This window comes from Acidovorax sp. M2(2025), from assembly GCF_049330835.1.
Classification (GTDB): Bacteria; Pseudomonadota; Gammaproteobacteria; order Burkholderiales; family Burkholderiaceae_C; genus Acidovorax.
Genome location: NZ_CP186262.1, coordinates 4,160,092 through 4,179,597, shown reverse-complemented (window position 1 = coordinate 4,179,597; position 19,506 = coordinate 4,160,092). Strand labels below are relative to the sequence as shown.

Genomic DNA, 19,506 nt, shown 5'->3' with positions numbered 1-19,506 from the left:
TGTACGCGAAGCCCGTCGGCAGTGCGCACCGTGCACCGGAGCACCGCAGGGGCGCAAGCGCCGGGCTGTGGGTCAGCGCGCGAGTTCCAGGAAGGCGGCCACCTGGGGCAGGTAGTCCGCAAAATTCGACAGTGCGTGGTCCCCGCCCGCCTGCACCACCTGCCGGGCCTGCGGGTAGCGGGCCGCCATCTCGCGCCAGTCCAGCACCTCGTCGCCCTGGGCGATGAGCGCCAGCTCCGGGCCCGCCGCAGGCTGGCCCGAGACGTCCAGCGCCCGCAGTTCCTCAATGAACTCGGGCCGGAAGAAAAAGCGCTCGGCAGGATCGTGCCAGGCCGTCTGCTCGCCGATGTAGCGCGCCAGGTCGCGCGCCGGGTGCACGGCCGGGTTGATGAGCACGCTGGCACACCCCTTGTGCTGCGCCACCCAGCTTGCATAAAAGCCGCCCAGCGACGAGCCGATCACCGCCATCGCAGCGCCCGGCCACCCGGCGATGCCCTGCGCGACCTGTTCCATGGCCTCCCGGGGCGAGGGCGGCAGCTGCGGGCACCAGAAGGTGACGGCCGGATGGTGCTGCGCCACGAAGGCCGCCATCAGCCGGGCCTTGGCCGATTGGGGCGACGAGCGAAAGCCGTGCAGGTACAGCAGGTGGGTGGTGGTCATGGGGCAGGGGAATCACCGCTATGGAAGGGGATGGGCGGGGCATAAGATGAGCGCATGCGCTCCGTATTTCGGGGCTGAGCCCGATCCTCGATCCCCCGCCATGACCGATTTTGCCCCGCTTTCCGCCGCCAAACGCTGGGCTCTGGGATCCCCCGCCGACAAGCCCCCGGCCGCCGTAGGCCGCTTCGTATTGCAAAGGCTGCTGGGCCGCAGCGCGCAGGCCAGCGTGTGGCTGGCGCGCGACCCGCGCCTGGAGCGCGACGTGGTCATCAAGCTGCTGCAGCCCCTGCCGCAAGAAGACCCGTTGCTGCTGGCGCAGTGGCTGCGCGAGGCGCGCCACGTGGGGCGGCTGGCGCACCCTTTCATCGTGCCCGTCTTCGAGGCCGACGTGCAGGGCCGGCAGCCCTTCCTCGTCTTCGAGTACGTGCCAGGGTGCACGCTGGCCGAGCACCTGGCGCAGCAAGGCCGCTGCGCCCCGCACGACGCCGTGGCCCTGCTGGTGGACGTGCTTGACGGCCTGCAGGCCGCGCACCAGGCGGGCATCGTGCACCGCGACCTCAGGCCCTCCAACATCATGATCGACACCCAGCGCCATGCCCGGGTGATGGACTTCGGCATGGCCGCGCCGGTGGCTCCGGCCGCGTCCGCCGGCACGCCCTGGGCTGGCGGCACGCCTGCGTACCAGGCGCCCGAGGCGGCCGCCGGAGCCGCGCCCACGCCCGCGATGGACGTGTATTCCGCCGCGCTGGTGCTGGTGGAAATGCTCACCGGCCAGCCGGCCCCGCCGGGGCCTGGGGCGGACCTCGGGCCGGGCGCGGACGACGGGCTGCGGGCCATCGTGCAGCGGGCGCTGGCGCGCGAGCCCGGCGGCCGGTACGCGTCGGCCGCGGAGTTCCGCGACGCCTTGCGCGCCTGGGCCGCGCCCGCCAGCGCGCCCACGGCCGCCAGCAACGCGACGCTGGATTTCCTGCTGCGCCGCATGCGGCACAAGAGCGACTTCCCGGCGCTGTCGGACTCGGTGGCGCGCATCCAGCGCGTGGCCACGTCCGAAGATGACAGCATCAGCGACCTCACGCACGAGATCCTCAAGGACGTGGCGCTCACCCACAAGCTGCTGCGGCTGGTCAACAGCGTGCACTATGCCCACGCGAGCCGGGGGACCATCAGCACCGTCTCGCGCGCCGTGAGCCTGGTGGGGTTCAACGCCGTGCGCAACATGGCGCTCAGCCTGGTGCTGCTGGACCACATGCAGGACAAGGCGCATGCAAGCCAGATGCGCGAGGAGTTCCTGCGGGCCATGATGGCCGGGTCGGTGGCGGCAGAGCTGTGCACGGCGGCGCAGGCGGCCGAGGAGGCGTTCATCGGCGCCATGTTCCAGAACCTGGGGCGCATGCTGTGCGAGTTCTATTTCCCCGAGGAGGCGCGCCAGGTGCGTGCCCTGCTGGCGTCTGGCCGGTCTCAGGGCGAAGAGTCGGCGGCGCTGCAGGTGCTGGGCCTGGGGTTTGAAGACCTGGGCGTGGGCGTGGCCCGTGTCTGGGGACTGCCCGAGAACCTGCAGCGCTGCATGCGCAAGCCGCTGGGCTCGCCCACGCAGCGGCCGCCGGAGCAGGGGGCCGAGCGGCTGCGCTGGGTGGCCCTGGCCGCCAACGAGGTGGCCAGCACGCTGCTGGCGAACGATCCCGTGCGGGTGGCGCCCCTGCTGGGCCAGATCGGCACCCGCTATGCGCGCACCCTGGGGCTGTCTGCCGAGGCGATCGGGGACGCCACCCTGCGCGCCCGCCACAAGCTGGTGGCCTTGGCCGACGCGCTGGAGCTGCGGGTGGAGCCCGGGGCCGCGGCGGCCCGGCTGCTCCAGCTCCCGGCGGCATCGCCGGACGGGGCGCCGGTGCCGGAGGACGGGCTCGAACCCCTGGAGCTGCGCGCCGGCACCGCCCCGGCGCTGCCGGCGGTGCTGCAGCCGCAGGCCGGTGGCGCCGTGTCGCTGGCGCAGGTCAACGATGTGCTGACCGCCGGCATCCAGGATGTGACCAACGCCATGGTCGAGACCTTCCAGCTCAACGACGTGCTGCGCATGATCCTGGAAACCATGTTCCGCGCACTGGGCGTGCGGCGCATGGTGTTCTGCCTGCGCGAAACCCGCAGCGAGACGCTGACCGGGCGCTTCGGGCTGGGCGAGGGCAGCGAAACCGCGGTGCGGGCGATGAAGATTCCCCTGCGGGCCGCGGGCGACCTGTTCGCCACGGTGTGCCTGCGCGGCGCGGATACGCTGATCAACGATGCGACCGACCCGCGCATGCAGGCTCGTTTGCCGCAGTGGTACCGCACGGGGCTCAACGCACCGTCGTTCCTGCTGCTGCCGCTGCAGATCAAGGGGCAGACGTTCGCACTCATCTACGCGGACCAGGCCGTGCCCGGGGGTATCGTGGTGGATGACAAGGCCCTGGGCCTGCTGCGGACCTTGCGCAACCAGGCCGTGATGGCCTTTCGCCAGGCGGGATGAGGCGCGCCGGACGGGGGGGGGCTGCGCGGTGCGCGCCCCGATAATTGCGCCATGGCCGTCGTTTTTGAAAAACCCACGCTTGCCCAGCGTTTTGTCCCGCTGTTCCGCGGGTTCGATCTTCCCCTCATCCTGGTCGTGCTGCTGCTCGCCTGTGCCGGGCTGCTGGCCATGTATTCCTCGGGCTACGACCACGGCACGCGCTTTGCGGACCACGGGCGCAACATGCTCATTGCCGCGGCCATTCTGTTCATGGTGGCGCAGGTGCCGCCCCAGAAGCTGATGGCGTTTGCCGTGCCGCTGTATGCGGCGGGCGTGGCCCTGCTGGTGGCGGTGGCGCTGTTTGGCATCACCAAGAAAGGAGCGCAGCGCTGGATCAATGTCGGCGTGGTGATCCAGCCCAGCGAGATTCTCAAGATCGCCATGCCGCTGATGCTGGCCTGGTGGTTTCAGAAGCGCGAGGGCACGCTGCGCCCGCTGGACTTTGCTGCCGCCGGCGTGCTGCTGGCCCTGCCCGTCGGGCTCATCATGAAGCAGCCGGACCTGGGAACGTCGCTGCTGGTGCTGGCGGCGGGGCTGTCGGTTATCTTTTTTGCCGGCCTGTCCTGGAAGCTGGTGCTGCCGCCCGTGCTGCTGGGAGGGGCTGGCATCCTGGCGCTGGTCCTGCTGGGCGACCAGCTGTGCGCCGACGGCGTGCGCTGGCCGGTGCTGCACGACTACCAGCAGCAGCGCATCTGCACGCTGCTGGACCCCACGCGCGACCCGCTGGGCAAGGGCTTCCACATCATTCAGGGCATGATCGCCATTGGCTCGGGCGGCGTGTGGGGCAAGGGCTTCATGGCGGGCACGCAGACGCACCTGGAGTTCATTCCCGAGCGCACCACCGACTTCATCTTCGCGGCGTTTTCCGAGGAGTTCGGCCTGGCGGGCAACCTGTTCCTGATCGTGTGCTTCCTGCTGCTGGTCTGGCGCGGGCTGGCCATTGCGGCGGGGGCCACCACGTTGTTCAGCCGGCTCATGGCCGGTGCCGTCTCGATGATCTTCTTCACCTATGCCTTCGTGAACATGGGCATGGTCAGCGGCATCCTGCCGGTGGTGGGAGTGCCCCTGCCTTTCATCAGCTATGGCGGAACGGCCATGGTGACGCTGGGCCTGGCCCTGGGCATCCTGATGTCGGTGGCGCGCGCGCAGAAGCAGGAGCCGCAGGAGGCGCCACCCGCGCTGTAGGGCGCCTGGCCCCGTGCGCCCATGCACCCCGCGCGCGCAGGCGGCATAGGGGTATCGCCTGCGCGGGCCGGGGCGCGCAAGCCCGCCCCCTAAAATGCCTGGATGACTTCCCGCTCCTCCCTTGCCGCGCCGCAGCGCGCAGCCACCAGCCAGCGCATCGACATTGCCCGTGAACTCCTGTTGACGCCTTTCGGACTCGACGAGAGCCACCTGGCCCGCGCGCTGGCCGAGATCCGCGCCCACCGGGTGGACGACGCCGACCTGTACTTCCAGTACACGCGCAGCGAGGGCTGGAGCCTGGAGGAGGGCATCGTGAAGACGGGCTCCTTCAGCATCGACCAGGGCGTGGGCGTGCGCGCCGTGAGCGGCGAGAAGACAGCCTTTGCCTATTCCGACGACATCTCCGAGGCCTCGCTGCTGGATGCCGCCCGCACGGTGCGGTCTATTTCGGCTGCAGCCCAGGGTGGTAAAGCGCGAGTAGCTCCTAAAAAGATAGCTGCAGCGCGCAGCCTCTACCCCGGCCTGGACCCCATCGCCTCGCTGGACAGCACCGCCAAGGTGGCGCTGCTGGAAAAGCTGGAGCGCCGTGCCCGCGCCAAGGACCCGCGCGTCGTGCAGGTGATGGCAGGCCTGGCCAGCGAATACGACGTGGTGCTGGTGGCCCGGGCGGACGGCACGCTGGCCGCCGACGTGCGCCCGCTGGTGCGCCTGTCGGTGACGGTGATCGCCGAGCAGAACGGGCGCCGCGAGGTGGGCTCGGCCGGAGGTGGCGGGCGCTTCGGCCTGGCGTATTTCGACGACGAGCAGATGGGACGCTACGTGGACGAGGCGGTGAACGCCGCCCTGGTGAACCTGGAGTCGCGCCCCGCCCCGGCGGGAGAGATGACCGTGGTGCTGGGCTCGGGCTGGCCCGGCATCCTGCTGCATGAAGCCGTGGGCCATGGACTGGAGGGCGACTTCAACCGCAAGGGCTCCAGCGCCTTCAGCGGCCTGATCGGCCAGCGCGTGGCGGCCAAGGGCGTCACGGTGCTCGACGATGGCACCATCGCCGACCGCCGCGGCTCGCTCAACGTGGACGACGAGGGCCATGCAAGCCAGCGCAACGTGCTGATCGAGGACGGCATTCTCAAGGGCTACATCCAGGACTCGCTGAACGCGCGCCTGATGGGCGTGGCGCCCACCGGCAACGGCCGGCGCGAAAGCTATGCCCACATCCCCATGCCGCGCATGACCAACACCTACATGCTGGGCGGCGACAAGGATCCGCAGGAAATCATCGCCAGCATCCAGAAGGGCCTGTACGCCAGCAACTTCGGCGGCGGGCAAGTGGACATCACCTCCGGCAAGTTCGTGTTCTCGGCCAGCGAAGCCTACTGGGTGGAAAACGGCAAGATCCAGTACCCCGTCAAGGGCGCCACCATCGTCGGCAGCGGCCCCGAATCGCTCAAGAAGGTGACGATGATCGGCAACGACATGCGCCTGGACAGCGGCGTGGGCACCTGCGGCAAGGAAGGCCAGAGCGTGCCCGTCGGCGTGGGCCAGCCCACGCTGCGCATCGAAGGGCTGACGGTGGGCGGCACAGCTTGAGTGGGCTGTCCCCATGGAGATCCGCACCATGCTGCAGAGCCCGATCGCGCGGCATCAGCCAGCGTTCGGGTTGACATGAGGCTACGGAATGCAGCGCGGTGATTTCCCTGGCGATCGAGAAATGAAAAAAAGATGGACTCCACAAAATTATTTGTGTAGAGGGCTCTTTTTTGTCGCCATTTCCTTTGCATCGTGTGGTGCAGCCCATTCGCAAAGTTGCTACCCGGCGCCTGCTGATAGGAATCTGCCCATACGCAGCCTGTATGTAGTTGCGGGACAGTCAAATGCCGTGGGGCTTGCCACCGTCAAGGATTTCGTGTCGGGGAAATTCGATGTGGCCCGAAAAGCTGCGGTATACAAAAATGTGAAGATTTACGGGATACTCGGCGCCCCCATGGGGGTTGCGGGGAATGACGATGACAAGAAGTCAAGGCATGTTCCCTGGAGTAGGTATGCGCAATGGCATGTCGCTCAAGCCGGGTTTGGCTACAAAAATGTTGCGGAAAATTTGTCGCACTTTCCGTTTGGCGTGACGGCAAGCGATTCTTTTGGGCCCGAGCTTTCGTTGGCCTACATGTTGAATGATAAGCCGCCATATGACCATTACATCGCAAAGCTGGCTGTTTCAAATACTTCTTTGCATTACGACATTGCCGCAGATAATTGGAGCCCCTCGGGCCGGCTGTATGCTGAGTTGCTGAGGGTGGTTGCTGGGGCCCATAACTCGAAAATAGACAGTGTGCGTCTGAACGTTGTTGGCATATTTTTCATGCAAGGTGAAACGGATGCCTTGCGTGAAAATTGGGCGAAAGCGTATCGGAGTAATATTAAGGATTTTGTTGAAAAAATCAGAGACGACCTCTATCGGATGGGGTGCACGGAGGATCCGACGGTTCCCGTGGTGATTGGTCGGGCGCAAGATAACAAATTATGGACGTACAGAAAACATGTCCGCTCTGCGCAAAATGAGTTGGCCGAGCTTTCTCCGAAGGTTGAGGTTGTCGATACCGACGGTTTTTCCAGCCACTTGGCCGTTGGCGGAGTGCATTTCGATGAGTATGCACAATTTTCGCTTGGAAAGATGGCCTACCAGGCCTTTGCAAAGTTGGGTGCACGAAACAGGGCAAATTTTGGCGTAGGGGTGAGTCCGAGGCCCGGCGTCAAGTCTTCGGCAATTGCTGATGGCGTCTGGAAATTCCATTGCTGTGATGCGAAGGCTGGGCAGCGTTGGCTCACCCAGGATGCACTGCCGATGACATATCGATACGACGGCGTTTGCAAAAGCGCTTCGTGTGCGGTCGTTTGGTAGGCTTGTCCGCGGTGTTTTTTGGGCTTTGCATCAGATGAATTTGAATAAGGCGTAAGCTGTGAATATATTGGGGATTTCTTCGTATTACCACGACAGCGCAGCCGCGCTGCTTCGTTCAGGTGAAATTATTGCGGCCGCGCAAGAGGAGCGATTCACAAGAAAGAAGCACGACGCGGGATTTCCCAGCAATGCGGCTCGTTATTGCCTGCAGGAGGCGGGCGTTGATGTGGGGTCCTTGGATTCCATTGTCTTCTATGACAAGCCCATTTTAAAATTTGAGCGGTTGCTGGATACCTATCTCAGCTATGCGCCGCGCGGATTCAAGTCGTTCGTGACCGCGTTGCCGGTGTGGCTCAAGGAGAAGCTGTACCTGAAGAGGACGCTCCAGAAGGAGCTGGCCGCGCTGATGTCATGCAAAGAGGCTGATTTGCCTCCGATTCTTTTCGCTGAGCACCATGAATCCCATGCTGCCTCCGCCTTCTATCCGAGTCCGTTTGAAAATGCGGCTGTGCTGTGCCTGGATGGTGTCGGTGAGTGGGCTACCACCTCGGCGTGGATGGGGCAAGGGGCCGAGCTGAAACCGTTGTGGCAGCTGGATTTTCCGCACTCCTTGGGGCTGTTGTACTCCGCATTTACCTATTATCTCGGGTTTAAGGTGAACTCTGGAGAATACAAGCTGATGGGGCTTGCGCCCTATGGCAAGCCGGTTCATGCCCAACTAATACGAGACAATCTTCTGGACCTGAAGGACGATGGTTCCTTCCGATTGAATCTGGACTATTTCGACTACTGTACGGGCCTACAAATGACAAATCAGAAGTTTGCTGATTTGTTTGGCGCGCCTCCGCGCGACCCGGAAAGTGTGCCCACGCAGCGGGATATGGATCTGGCAGCCTCCATCCAGGTGGTCACGGAAGAGGTGGTCCTCAAGCTGGCCCGGCAGCTCAGGAAAGAGACCGGCGCGGATTACCTCTGCATGGCCGGCGGCGTGGCACTCAATTGCGTTGCCAACGGGCGCTTGTTGCGCGAAGGGATTTTCAAGGACATCTGGATCCAGCCCGCCGCGGGTGACGCGGGGGGGGCGCTGGGCGCTGCCTATGCTGCGTACCACACGTATCGCAAGCAGGAGCGGGTTTATGTGCCCGGCGGCGACCGCATGCAGGGATCGCTCCTGGGCCCGCGCTACGCCGAGCAGGACATCGTGGCGACCCTGGACAAACTGGGTGCCCGGTACGTCGTGCAAGAAGCGGACGCGTTGTATGACGTGGTGGCAGGCCTGCTGGCGGAGGAAAACGTCGTGGGCTGGTTCCAGAACCGGATGGAGTTTGGTCCCCGCGCTCTGGGGGCCCGGTCCATCCTGGCGGACCCCCGCTCGAGTGCCATGCAGTCGCAGTTGAACCTGAAAATCAAGTTCCGCGAATCATTCCGACCTTTTGCTCCGGCGGTCAAGGAGGAAGCGGTCGGGCAGTATTTCCACTTGGACAGACCGAGCCCCTATATGCTCCTGGTGGCGCAGGTCCACGATACCATCCGCCACGAGCCGAACGAGTCTCTTCAGGGGTTGGAGCAGCTTTACCAGACCCGCTCGAGCATTCCCGCAGTGACCCACGTTGACTACTCTGCACGGGTGCAAACGGTGAACGAGCGAAGCAATCCGGAGTTTTATCGGCTGCTGAGCGCTTTTGAGCGAAAGACCGGGTGCCCTGTCTTGGTGAATACTTCTTTCAATGTGCGTGGAGAGCCTATTGTGGGGTCTCCGGAGGACGCCTTCCGGTGTTTCATGGGCACGGACATGGACTATCTGGTGCTCGGAAATGTCCTTCTGAGGAAGGCGGACCAGGTGGATTTGAAGATTGTTCCTCGCACAGGGGCGCTGGCCCTGGACTGAAGAAATGGTGAAGATGGCAAATATAGATGTCGTTCAGAGGGCGGAGCTGCGCAAGTTCGGCTATGTCATGGCCGGATTTTTTGGCCTGGTGGTCGGTGCTTTGCTGCCATGGTGGTGGTCTCTCAAGTGGGCCTACTGGCCTTGGCTTGTAGCGGCTCTTTTTTTAGTCCTGGCCATCCTGTGGCCTTCGGCTCTGGGCGGCGTGCACCGGGTTTGGATGCGCCTCGCAAGGGTGTTGGAATGGATCAATACCCGGATTGTCCTGGGGGTCGTATTTTTCCTGGTATTTACCCCCTTGGGTTTTCTGATGCGGATGTTGCGCCGGGATACCCTGAAAAAGGCCTGGGACCGCAGTGCGGTCACCTACCGGACGGATCGGCAGGCCAGAAAAGAAAATCATATGGAAAGGCAATTCTGATGTTGGAACTTGTGAAGGAGCTTTTCCTTTTTTTTCGCGAGCACAAGAGGTACGTCCTGATTCCCATCTTGCTCGTCCTGCTGTTGCTGGGGACCTTGATTGTCTTTGGGCATGGTTCGGTTTTCGCGCCGTTTATCTACACCCTGTTCTGATCGAATGAAAAAGATTGCTTACATACTGCTGCCTTCGCTGATCTTGTGCGGGTTGGTGGCGGCAGGGTATGGGGTGGGCCGTTACGTGGCCGGTGAGCGATTCAAGAAAGTCATTTCCTGGGTGGAGAAAGGCGAGAACCTTGCGAGCGTCCTGGCCGTGTCACCCTTGAATGACGAGCAGCGCAACAACTACGCAAAAGCGTACACGGCTGCCTCTGTCGATGCGGGTGCCATCAGCTGGTCGGTTCCAAACCAGCCTACCCCGTTTGTCGGAACGGCTCCTTCGCCGGGGCAGCACCTCAACGCATACATCAACTCCTGGCAAATGCGAAACAAGCAGGAGTTGCAAATGCCCAAGCAGAAAGGTGTTTACCGCATCTTTCTGACGGGCGGCTCCACGGCGTATGGTTCGGGCGCGCCCAGCCAGGAGTCAACCATCGGGAGCCTGTTGGAAAAGCGATTGAATGACGAGCTTTCCAAAAAAAATAACCTGCATTACGAAGTCTTCACATTCGCCAATCCTGCCTGGGCTTCCACGCAAGAACGGATTGCCATTGAGAACTACCTTTCGGAGTTGCAGCCGGATTTGATTTTGTCCCTGTCGGGAAACAATGATGTTTTCTGGGGGGATGCAGGCCGCAATGTGCTGTGGTTCAGTGCGTTCGCCGATGACTATTTCCGGACGCTGGCCAACGAGGGCTTGCTCATGGCCGGCCGCAAGGAGTTGGCAGACCTTCCGCATGCCAAGCCGGTTGAAGGACCGGTGCCGTCAGAAATGGTGGCGTACCGGTTGGAAAAGAACACGCGCTTGGGGGCGCATGCCCTGGAGAACATGGGGGTGCAATGGATTTTCTTCCTGCAGCCAACGCTTTCAGTGACGAAAAAGCCGCTGACGCCGCGGGAGCGGGATTTCTTGTCCAAGTCCAAGAAGTACTATGAAGAATGCTACCAAGCCATCGTTAAAAGACTTTCCGTGGTAGATGCCCGGAATTTCAAATTTGTGAATTTGGCTGGAATTTTTGACCAGTACGGGTCTGCGGAAGACATGTTCCTGGATCAATTCCACTTCGGTGACAAAGGCAACGCGGTGATTGCCAACGCCATGTTCACAACGCTGCTGCCCCGGCTGGGTAGTACCCCGCAAGCCGATTGACAGGCCATCGGCCCATTTCCCGCTGTTTTGCGAATTAGGGCGTCAGTGGCCGCGTGAATCGGCGACGGCGGCACCATTCCCGCGCAAAATGGCGCCATGCCCGCCACGCGCCCCAGTAGCCAGCTGCTGACCCTTCAGTCGTTCGGCGACATCAGCCGCTTCCTGCGCGAAGGGGTGGCCGATGAAGAGTCGCGGCAGTTGCGCGACAGCCTGGGGGCGCTGTCGGTGCATATCGACGAGGCGGTGCGCGCACGCCGTACCAGCAAGGACACGCCGACCATCATGCTTCGTGTTGCGGCGCTTTCGCAATGTGCCCGGGAGCACCAGCTGTTCCTGACCGGCCTGGGCTCGGCCTGGCATGCGCTGTACGAGTTCGGCGCCTACCAGCGGGCGCTGCGCGAACTGCGCCACGCCATTGCGGACTGGCAGCAGATGCTGGAGCGACGCAGCGCCAAGGAGCGCGCGAGCTTTGACCAGTTCGAGCTGCTGGCCTGGCGCACCCTGGGCGAGGCCCTGCTGCTGGTCGACATGTACGAGCACCAGAGCAACCCCCACAGCGATCTGCCGCAAGGCGCTTTGCCGATGGCGCCACCACGGTCCGCGCTGCAGCGCGTGCGCGCGTGGTGGAAACGCTGGCGCGGCGGTTGAGCCCGCGCCGCCGCCCGGTTCGGTTGCGGACCGTGTCGCGCAATCGCAACAGGCCGAACTTGCTGCAGTGCGGCACTCCTGTGCTACATTGGCTGCCATGCAAGTTCGCAGCGCGTTTTACTTTTGGTTTTTTATCTCGGTCCCCGGCGGATGAGAGGAAGACGCGCAAGCCAACACAAGCTCCCCTTACCAACCGCCGACGCTGCAAAGCCCGGCGGTTTTTGTTTTTCTGGCCCTCTCATTCCGTTTTCGTTTTCATCGTTTCACCCACCTCCAACACAACTCCAAGAGGAAGCAACACCATGACCGCAGCCACCAACCCCGCCAGCGATGCCTGGTACCGCAGCGTCGAGAAAACCAGCCAGACCGACGACGAACGTATCCAGGACATCACCGTGTTGCCTCCTCCAGAACATTTGATCCGCTTTTTCCCGATCCGCGGCACGGCGGTCGAGGCGCTGATCACGCAGACCCGCAAGAACATCCACAACATCATGGCCGGCAAGGACGACCGTCTGCTGGTCGTCATCGGCCCTTGCTCCATCCACGACCCCGCAGCGGCGCTGGAATATGCGCGTCGCCTGAAGGCGGCACGCGAGCAGTACAAGGACACGCTGGAGATCGTGATGCGCGTGTACTTCGAAAAGCCGCGCACCACGGTCGGCTGGAAGGGCCTCATCAACGACCCCTACCTGGACGAGAGCTACCGCATTGACGAGGGGCTGCGCATTGCCCGCCAGCTGCTCATCGAGATCAACCGCCTGGGCATGCCGGCCGGCAGCGAGTTCCTGGACGTGATTTCCCCCCAGTACATCGGCGACCTCATCAGCTGGGGCGCCATTGGCGCGCGCACCACCGAAAGCCAGGTGCACCGCGAGCTGGCCTCGGGCATTTCTGCCCCCATCGGGTTCAAGAACGGCACGGACGGCAACATCCGCATTGCTACCGACGCGATCCAGTCGGCCAGCCGGGGCCACCATTTCCTGTCGGTGCACAAGAACGGCCAGGTCGCCATCGTCAACACCAAGGGCAACAAGGACTGCCACGTGATCCTGCGCGGCGGCAAAGCGCCCAACTACGATGCGGCCAGCGTGGCCGCTGCGTGCAAGGAGCTGGAAGCCGCCAAGCTGCCTGCGACGCTGATGGTGGACTGCAGCCACGCCAACAGCAGCAAGCAGCACGAAAAGCAGCTGGACGTGGCGCGCGACATTGCCGCCCAGATTGCCGGCGGCTCGCGCAGCGTGTTCGGACTCATGATCGAAAGCCATCTCACGGCGGGAGCGCAAAAGTTCACGCCCGGCAAGGACCAGCCCGCGGCGCTGGAGTATGGCAAGAGCATCACCGACGCCTGCCTGGGCTGGGATGACTCCCTGGCCGCGCTGGCGGATCTGTCGCAAGCCGTCGTGGCCCGGCGCGCGCGCTGACTGCGCCGACCGGACGGCACGCTGGCCGCACGCGCGGTCGGCGTTGCCCTAAACTCCAGGCCACAGCCCGCTGCCCGTCATGGCGCGGGCACGGCATCGAAGAAAGGAAACACCATGCACAGCGAAGTGTCGGTCCATCTGGCCGCGAACCAGGAATTCCGTTTCGACCTGGAAGGCGCCGAGCCCATGGGCCACGAGGCCGGCAGGCGCTGGCTAGATGAGCAGTTCACCGCGCTCGACTGCGAGCCGCTGCGCGCCAGCGGCAAGGTGCTGCTGGCCGACAAGGTGCTGACGGTGGCCCGCGCTGCGGGAACGCAATTGCTGGCCGACCCCGCCTGGTCCCGCGACTTTGCGCGCGCCGCCAGCGCCGCCCTGGCCAAGCCCGTGGTGCGCGTGGATGTGCCCGGGATGGCCGTGACGTTCTAAGCTCTTTTCAAGCCAAAATTGGCCCTTGCGCTTGCCTGGTAAGCGCAAGGTGCTATTGTTTCTGTAGCGAATTCAGCAGCTTGGCGTGGATGCCGCCAAAGCCGCCGTTGCTCATGCAAACAATGTGGTCGCCGGCGCGCGCCACCTGCACCACCTGCTGCACCAGCGTGTCGATATCGCCCGCGATCTGTGCCCGCCGGCCGGGGCCGACGCCCAGCGGCGACAGCGCCTGGGCAGCGTCCCAGTCCAGCCCGGCCGTGTTGCAGAACGCCAGATCGGCCGGCTCCAGCGCCCAGGGCAGCTGCGACTTCATGGCGCCGAGCTTCATGGTGTTGCTGCGGGGCTCGAACACGGCCAGGATGCGGGCGCCGGGGCCCAGGCTGCGGCGCAGCCCGTCCAGCGTGGTTCGCAGCGCGGTGGGGTGGTGCGCAAAATCGTCGTACACCGCGATGCCCCGCACCGTGCCGCGCAGCTCCATGCGCCGCTTCACGTTCTGAAAGCGGGCCAGTGCGGCGGCGGAGTCCGCCGGGGCGACCCCCACGTGGTGGGCGGCGGCTATCGCGGCCAGCGCGTTGAGCTGGTTGTGCAGCCCCGTCAGGGTCCATTCCACCCGGGCCACCGTGCGTCCCTGGTGCAGCACGTCGAACGCCTGGGGTTCGCCCTGGGCTGAAAAATCGCCGGTCACGTCGCCAAAGCGGGCCACCTCGCTCCAGCAGCCGGCGTGCAGCACCCGGGCCAGGCTTTCCTCCAGGCCGTTCACCACCACGCGGCCCGACGGCGGCACCGTGCGGACCAGGTGGTGGAACTGCCGCTCAATGGCGGCCAGGTCGTCGAAGATGTCCGCGTGATCGAATTCCAGGTTGTTCAGCACCGCGGTGCGCGGCCGGTAGTGCACGAACTTGCTGCGCTTGTCGAAAAAGGCCGTGTCGTACTCGTCCGCCTCGATCACGAACAGCGGCGCCGACCCGAGCGGCGACGGGCCGGGCTGGGGCCTGCGGCCTGCGCCCAGGCGGGCCGACACCCCGAAGTTCAAGGGCACTCCGCCAATCAGGAAGCCGGGCTGCTGCCCGGCGCTGTCCAGGATCCACGCCAGCATCGACGTGGTGGTGGTCTTGCCGTGCGTGCCGGCCACGGCCAGCACATGGCGGCCCTGCAGCACATGGTCGGCCAGCCACTGGGGGCCGCTGGTGTAGGGCAGGCCCGCGTCGAGGATGGCCTCCATCAGCGGGAACTTGGGAGATCCGTCGGCCAGCCGCGCGCGGCTGACCACGTTGCCGACCACGAACATGTCGGGCGCCAGGCCGAGCTGCTCTGCCCCGAATCCCTCGATCAGGTCGATGCCCAGCGCCCGCAGCTGGTCGCTCATCGGGGGGTAGACGCCGGCGTCGCAGCCCGTCACCTTGTGCCCGGCTTCACGTGCCAGCGCGGCCAGGCCCCCCATGAACGTGCCGCAGATGCCGAGGATGTGTATATGCATGGGCGCAGATTCTACGGTCCAATGCAAAATGCCCTGCAGCGCTTGACCGACAAGCGCGGACAGCTATGAAAATAGTAGTATCCCTTGGGTGTCCTGGGATGTGCCTGCCGCCCGGGGCGCCGCTGGGGCCACAATGCGGGTTTCCCCTGCACCGGTTCGCCGTTCGTTGCCATGCACACCCCCTTGAGCGAAGAGATCGCCCACACCGCCGCCCGGCTGGTGGTGGAGGAAGGCCTGGAATGGGGCCCCGCCAAACGCCGGGCGGTGCGCCAGATGGGGCTGCCCGCGCGCACGCTGCTGCCCGACAACGACCAGCTGGACGACGCCGTGCGGGAATACATCCAGCTGTTCTGCGCCGACACCCAGCCGCGCGAATTGCGCGCCTTGCGCCAGCTGGCCCTGGTCTGGATGGAGCGGATGGCGGCGTTCCGCCCGCACCTTGCGGGCGCGGTCTGGCAGGGGACGGCCACGCGCCTGTCTGATATTTATCTGCAGTTGTTTTGCGATGACCCCAAATCTGCAGAGATCGCGCTGATCGATCACCATGTCGATTACGAACCGCGCACCGTGACGGGATTTCATGGCGAGCCGGTCGAGGCCCTGAGCCTGGCCAGCAAATCGCCCGAACTTCAGGAGATGATCGGTGTGCACCTCATGATCTACGACCTGGACGACCTGCGGGGGGCGTTGCGGCCCGACGCCAAGGGCCGCGTGGCGCGCGGCGACCTGACCGCTGTGCGGCGCCTGCTACAGGAAACCGAGCTTCCATGACCACTTCTTCTTCCTCTTCTGCTTCGTCGCCGACCACGGCGGCGGCCGTTGCGCCGGGCGCTCCCGTTTCTGCCACCCGGCGCCGCCTTCTGGTCGCCGGGGTGGCCGGCGCGGCGGCGGTGGCCGGTGCGGGCGTGGCGTGGTGGAAGTTCAGCCCGCACGCGCTGAGTCCCGGCGCCGAGCAGGCGCTGTGGGCCCTGGAGTTCGAGCAACCCGGAGGGGGAACGCTGGCGATGAAGACCTTTCTCGGCAAGCCGTTGCTGCTGAACTTCTGGGCCACCTGGTGCCCGCCGTGCGTGGAGGAGTTGCCGCTTCTCAATGCCTTCTTCCGCGAACAAGCCGCCCATGGCTGGCAAGTGGTGGGCCTGGCCATTGACCAGCCCTCTTCCGTGCGCAAGTTCCTAGAGCGCATCCCCCTGGCCTTCCCTGTGGGGCTGGCGGGCTTGGGCGGCACGGATCTGGGGCGATCCCTGGGCAATCTCACCGGGGGCCTTCCCTTTACCGTGGTGCTGGGCGCCGAGGGACGGGTGCTGCACCGTAAAATGGGGCAGGTGAGCCCGCAGGATCTGGCGCTCTGGACGCCCTTGCGCTGACCGGGCGGAGCGTCCCAGGCCCCGCCGGTGGGTGCTACAGGCCTTTTTTGGCTGATGTAGTTCATGAAAATTGCGCGTGGAAGACCGAGATAGGCCGAAATTGGAGTAAATTCGCGCCCTATTTAGTTTTATAGCCGTTGGAGCTTCCATGGATCTGCGAAAACTCAAGACCCTGATCGACCTCGTGTCCGAGTCGAATGTGTCCGAACTCGAAATCACCGAGGCGGAGGGCAAGGTCCGCATCGTCAAGAGCATGGGCGGCGTGGTGCAGCAGTACGTTGCTGCCCCCGTCCAGGCCCCCGTGGCCGCCGCCGCTGCGCCGGCTGTAGCCCAGGTGGCCGAACTGCCCGCCCCCTCGGCGCCCGCCGCGCCTGCCGGGCACGTCGTCAAATCGCCCATGGTGGGCACGTTTTACCGTTCCGCCAGCCCCGGCGCGAAGCCGTTCGTGGAAGTGGGCAGCCAGGTCAAGGAAGGCGAGACCGTCTGCATCATCGAGGCCATGAAGATCCTCAACGAAATCGAAGCCGACAAAACCGGCACCATCACCCGCATCCTGGGTGAAAACGGCCAGGCCGTCGAATACGGCCAGCCGCTGTTTGTCATTGAATGAACGCGCGCCACCCCCTGAGCGGCCGGGCCGCTTTTCTTCCTGTCCCGCGGCTTGGGCCCGGCGGGAAGGCGCCGCCGGCGCGGGGCGATCGCCTTTGCACAGACGCCTGCGGGCGGCCGGTGCATCCGTTTCAAGCGTTGCGGGCAGCGCGCACTGTGGACAACCTATATGTTTAAAAAGATTCTGGTCGCTAACCGTGGAGAGATTGCTCTGCGCATCCAGCGTGCCTGCCATGAACTGGGCGTGAAGGCCGTCATGGTGTACTCCGAGGCGGACCGCGACGCCAAGTACGTCAAGCTGGCCGAGGAAGCCGTGTGCATCGGCCCCGCGCCGTCGCCCCTGAGCTATCTCAACATGCCGGCCATCATCTCGGCCGCCGAGGTCACGGACGCCGAAGCCATCCACCCCGGCTATGGCTTCCTGTCCGAAAACGCCGACTTTGCCGAGCGCGTGGAAAAGAGCGGCTTCCAGTTCATCGGCCCCACGCCCGAGTCCATCCGCATCATGGGGGACAAGGTGTCGGCCAAGCAGGCCATGATCCGCGCGGGCGTGCCCTGCGTGCCAGGCTCGGAGGGCGAATTGCCCGATGACCCGGTGCAGATCCGCCGCGTGGCCAAGGCCATCGGCTATCCGGTGATCATCAAGGCGGCCGGCGGCGGCGGCGGCCGCGGCATGCGCGTGGTGCACACCGAGGCGGCGCTGGTCAATGCCGTGCAGATGACCAAGGCCGAGGCCGGGGCGGCCTTTGGCAATCCGGCCGTGTACATGGAGAAGTTCCTCCAGAACCCGCGCCACATTGAAATCCAGGTGCTGGCCGACAAGTTCAAGAACGCGGTGTACCTGGGCGAGCGCGACTGCTCCATGCAGCGCCGCCACCAGAAGGTGATCGAGGAGGCGCCGGCGCCCGGCATTCCGCGCAAGCTGATCGAGAAGATCGGCGAACGCTGCGTGGCCGCCTGCAAGAAGATCGGCTACCGCGGTGCGGGCACGTTCGAGTTCCTGTACGAGAACGGCGAGTTCTACTTCATCGAGATGAACACCCGCGTGCAGGTCGAGCACCCGGTGACCGAATGGATCACGGGCGTGGACATCGTGAAGACGCAGATCATGGTGGCCGCGGGCGAGAAGCTGCCGTTCACCCAGCGGCAGATCGAGATCCGCGGCCACGCGATCGAGTGCCGCGTGAATGCCGAGGACCCCTACAAGTTCACGCCCTCGCCGGGTCGCATCACCACGTGGCATCCGCCCGGCGGCCCCGGCGTGCGCGTCGACTCGCATGCCTACACCAACTACTTCGTGCCGCCCAACTACGACTCGATGATCGGCAAGATCATCGTGCACGGCGACACCCGCGAACAGGCGCTGGCCCGCATGCGCACCGCGCTGTCCGAAACCGTGATCGAAGGCATCAACACCAACGTGCCGCTGCACCGCGAGCTGATGGTGGACGCCAAGTTCATGGCCGGCGGCACCAACATCCACTATCTGGAAGAGTGGCTGTCGCAGCACAAGCGCTGATCCGGCCCGCTGCTTGCAGGCCGCGGTGCTGCGGCCTTTTTGCGCGGGGCGGTTGCGGCGCCGGGCAGCGTCTGGCGCGGCACATGGCCGTTTCTGTTTCACAGGCCCCCGGCAACGGGGGCATTCATTTTTGTTGAGAGGCATTCGCCTATGTTCGAGTTGAGCCTGATGTGCCCGGAAGACCGCATCGAAGCGGTCAGCGATGCACTGGACGCGCTGGATGCGCTGTCCGTGTCGGTGGAGGATGCGGATGCACAGACCGACGCCGAGCGGGAGCTGTTCGGCGAGCCGGGCATGCCTCCGCCCAAGGAAGGATGGCAGCGCAGCAGGGTCGTCGCGCTCTTCGCCTCGGAAGAGGCGGCGCGCGAAGCGCAGCAGCTGCTGGCCGTCCAGGACTTCTTCGCGGGCTGCCAGGTGCTGGGCGTGTCCCATGTTCCGGAGCAGGACTGGGTGCGACTCACCCAGTCGCAGTTTGCGCCTGTGGAGATCACACCGGACTTCTGGATCGTTCCGACCTGGCACGAACTGCCGCCGCAGGCGCTGCGCAGCATTCGCCTGGACCCGGGGCTGGCGTTCGGCACGGGCACGCACCCCACCACGCGCATGTGCCTGCGCTGGATCGCCCGCCACGGGGCCCAAGGGACTTCGGGCAGCGGCAGCAACCCGCTGGGCCGGGTGCTCGACTACGGCTGTGGCTCGGGCATTCTGGCCATTGGTGCGGCCAAGTTTGGCGCCACGGACGTGGACGCGGTGGACATCGATCCCGCCGCGGTCGATTCCACGGTGCTCAACGCACAGGCCAATGAAGTGCAGCTGCACGCGGGCTTGCCTGACAAGGCCACCGGTACGTACCAGACCGTGCTCGCCAACATCCTGGCCACGCCGCTGCGCGTGCTGGCGCCGCTGCTGTGCGGCCATGTTGCACCCGGCGGGAACCTGGTGCTGGCCGGCATCCTGGAGCGCCAGGCCAGCGAGCTCCAGGAGGCCTATGCGCCCTGGGTCGCGCTGGAGGTGGCGGACTCGGAGGACGGCTGGATTCTGATGACCGCCCGGCGCTGAGCCCGCTTGCACGGCTTTCGCCCGCCTGCACGCGGGCTTGTCCTGCAGCGCCGTGCTGCCGCTGATGCCGCCCAGGCGGCATGGGTCGA

18 protein-coding genes are annotated in these 19,506 nt (G+C 65.0%); 16 read left to right on the top strand and 2 right to left on the bottom strand.

The features are described 5' to 3' along the window. Nucleotides 1-72: 72 nt before the first annotated feature. Nucleotides 73-660, bottom strand: coding sequence for a YqiA/YcfP family alpha/beta fold hydrolase (locus tag ACOYR3_RS19205; RefSeq protein ID WP_422843901.1), 588 nt, complete (start codon nt 658-660; stop codon nt 73-75). A gap of 100 nt (nt 661-760) precedes the next feature. Between ACOYR3_RS19205 and ACOYR3_RS19200 the strand changes: the two genes are divergently transcribed. The 11 genes from ACOYR3_RS19200 to ACOYR3_RS19150 all read left to right on the top strand — a co-directional run bounded on the left by ACOYR3_RS19200 (nt 761) and on the right by ACOYR3_RS19150 (nt 13,389). Next, complete coding sequence (locus ACOYR3_RS19200) at nt 761-3,160, top strand: protein kinase domain-containing protein (RefSeq protein ID WP_422843900.1); 2,400 nt, start codon at nt 761-763, stop codon at nt 3,158-3,160. Nucleotides 3,161-3,211: 51 nt separating this feature from the next. Beyond that, nucleotides 3,212-4,384, top strand: a complete 1,173-nt coding sequence (gene rodA, locus ACOYR3_RS19195; RefSeq protein WP_422843899.1) for a rod shape-determining protein RodA — start codon at nt 3,212-3,214, stop codon at nt 4,382-4,384. 102 nt (nt 4,385-4,486) lie between these two features. Further along, nucleotides 4,487-5,971 (top strand): metalloprotease TldD, encoded by a 1,485-nt coding sequence (tldD, locus tag ACOYR3_RS19190; protein WP_422843898.1) that lies wholly within the window; start codon nt 4,487-4,489, stop codon nt 5,969-5,971. 88 nt (nt 5,972-6,059) lie between these two features. After that, nucleotides 6,060-7,280, top strand: coding sequence for a sialate O-acetylesterase (locus ACOYR3_RS19185; RefSeq protein ID WP_422843897.1), 1,221 nt, complete (start codon nt 6,060-6,062; stop codon nt 7,278-7,280). A gap of 58 nt (nt 7,281-7,338) precedes the next feature. Further along, nucleotides 7,339-9,168 (top strand): carbamoyltransferase, encoded by a 1,830-nt coding sequence (locus tag ACOYR3_RS19180; protein WP_422843896.1) that lies wholly within the window; start codon nt 7,339-7,341, stop codon nt 9,166-9,168. A 4-nt stretch (nt 9,169-9,172) separates the two neighbouring features. Then, on the top strand, nt 9,173-9,586 hold the full coding sequence (locus tag ACOYR3_RS19175) for an SxtJ family membrane protein (RefSeq protein ID WP_422843895.1): 414 nt from the start codon (nt 9,173-9,175) through the stop codon (nt 9,584-9,586). Beyond that, on the top strand, nt 9,586-9,738 hold the full coding sequence (locus ACOYR3_RS19170) for a DUF5989 family protein (protein WP_291489566.1): 153 nt from the start codon (nt 9,586-9,588) through the stop codon (nt 9,736-9,738). The genes ACOYR3_RS19175 and ACOYR3_RS19170 overlap by 1 nt, the downstream gene beginning before the upstream one ends. A 4-nt stretch (nt 9,739-9,742) precedes the next feature. Next, nucleotides 9,743-10,891 (top strand): SGNH/GDSL hydrolase family protein, encoded by a 1,149-nt coding sequence (locus ACOYR3_RS19165; RefSeq protein WP_422843894.1) that lies wholly within the window; start codon nt 9,743-9,745, stop codon nt 10,889-10,891. Nucleotides 10,892-10,987: 96 nt separating this feature from the next. After that, nucleotides 10,988-11,539 carry a hypothetical protein gene (locus ACOYR3_RS19160; RefSeq protein ID WP_422843893.1) on the top strand — a complete coding sequence of 184 codons (552 nt, stop codon included), beginning with the start codon at nt 10,988-10,990 and terminating at the stop codon, nt 11,537-11,539. A 302-nt stretch (nt 11,540-11,841) separates the two neighbouring features. Continuing rightward, on the top strand, nt 11,842-12,963 hold the full coding sequence (locus ACOYR3_RS19155; RefSeq protein ID WP_422843892.1) for a 3-deoxy-7-phosphoheptulonate synthase: 1,122 nt from the start codon (nt 11,842-11,844) through the stop codon (nt 12,961-12,963). A 114-nt stretch (nt 12,964-13,077) separates the two neighbouring features. Then, on the top strand, nt 13,078-13,389 hold the full coding sequence (locus ACOYR3_RS19150) for a hypothetical protein (RefSeq protein WP_422843891.1): 312 nt from the start codon (nt 13,078-13,080) through the stop codon (nt 13,387-13,389). A gap of 52 nt (nt 13,390-13,441) precedes the next feature. On the opposite strand, the gene mpl is transcribed toward ACOYR3_RS19150, so the two are convergent. Then, on the bottom strand, nt 13,442-14,866 hold the full coding sequence (gene mpl, locus ACOYR3_RS19145; RefSeq protein WP_422843890.1) for a UDP-N-acetylmuramate:L-alanyl-gamma-D-glutamyl-meso-diaminopimelate ligase: 1,425 nt from the start codon (nt 14,864-14,866) through the stop codon (nt 13,442-13,444). Nucleotides 14,867-15,037: 171 nt separating this feature from the next. Here mpl and ACOYR3_RS19140 point away from each other — a divergent pair, with 171 nt between their 5' ends. From ACOYR3_RS19140 to prmA, 5 genes are all read left to right on the top strand, one after another. Further along, entirely contained in the window at nt 15,038-15,637 is a 600-nt protein-coding gene (locus ACOYR3_RS19140) for a hypothetical protein (RefSeq protein ID WP_422843889.1), read from the top strand. Continuing rightward, entirely contained in the window at nt 15,634-16,230 is a 597-nt protein-coding gene (locus ACOYR3_RS19135) for a TlpA family protein disulfide reductase (protein WP_422843888.1), read from the top strand. Before ACOYR3_RS19140 ends, ACOYR3_RS19135 begins: the two co-directional genes overlap by 4 nt. 148 nt (nt 16,231-16,378) lie before the next feature. Next, nucleotides 16,379-16,840: an acetyl-CoA carboxylase biotin carboxyl carrier protein gene (gene accB, locus ACOYR3_RS19130; RefSeq protein WP_422843887.1), complete on the top strand. Its 462-nt coding sequence runs from the start codon at nt 16,379-16,381 to the stop codon at nt 16,838-16,840. A 168-nt stretch (nt 16,841-17,008) separates the two neighbouring features. Then, nucleotides 17,009-18,358 carry an acetyl-CoA carboxylase biotin carboxylase subunit gene (accC, locus tag ACOYR3_RS19125; RefSeq protein WP_291489575.1) on the top strand — a complete coding sequence of 450 codons (1,350 nt, stop codon included), beginning with the start codon at nt 17,009-17,011 and terminating at the stop codon, nt 18,356-18,358. Between the two features lie 150 nt (nt 18,359-18,508). Next, the gene (gene prmA / locus ACOYR3_RS19120) at nt 18,509-19,417 is read left to right on the top strand and encodes a 50S ribosomal protein L11 methyltransferase (protein WP_422843886.1); all 909 of its coding nucleotides are present in this window, start codon (nt 18,509-18,511) and stop codon (nt 19,415-19,417) included. Nucleotides 19,418-19,506 lie beyond the last annotated feature (89 nt).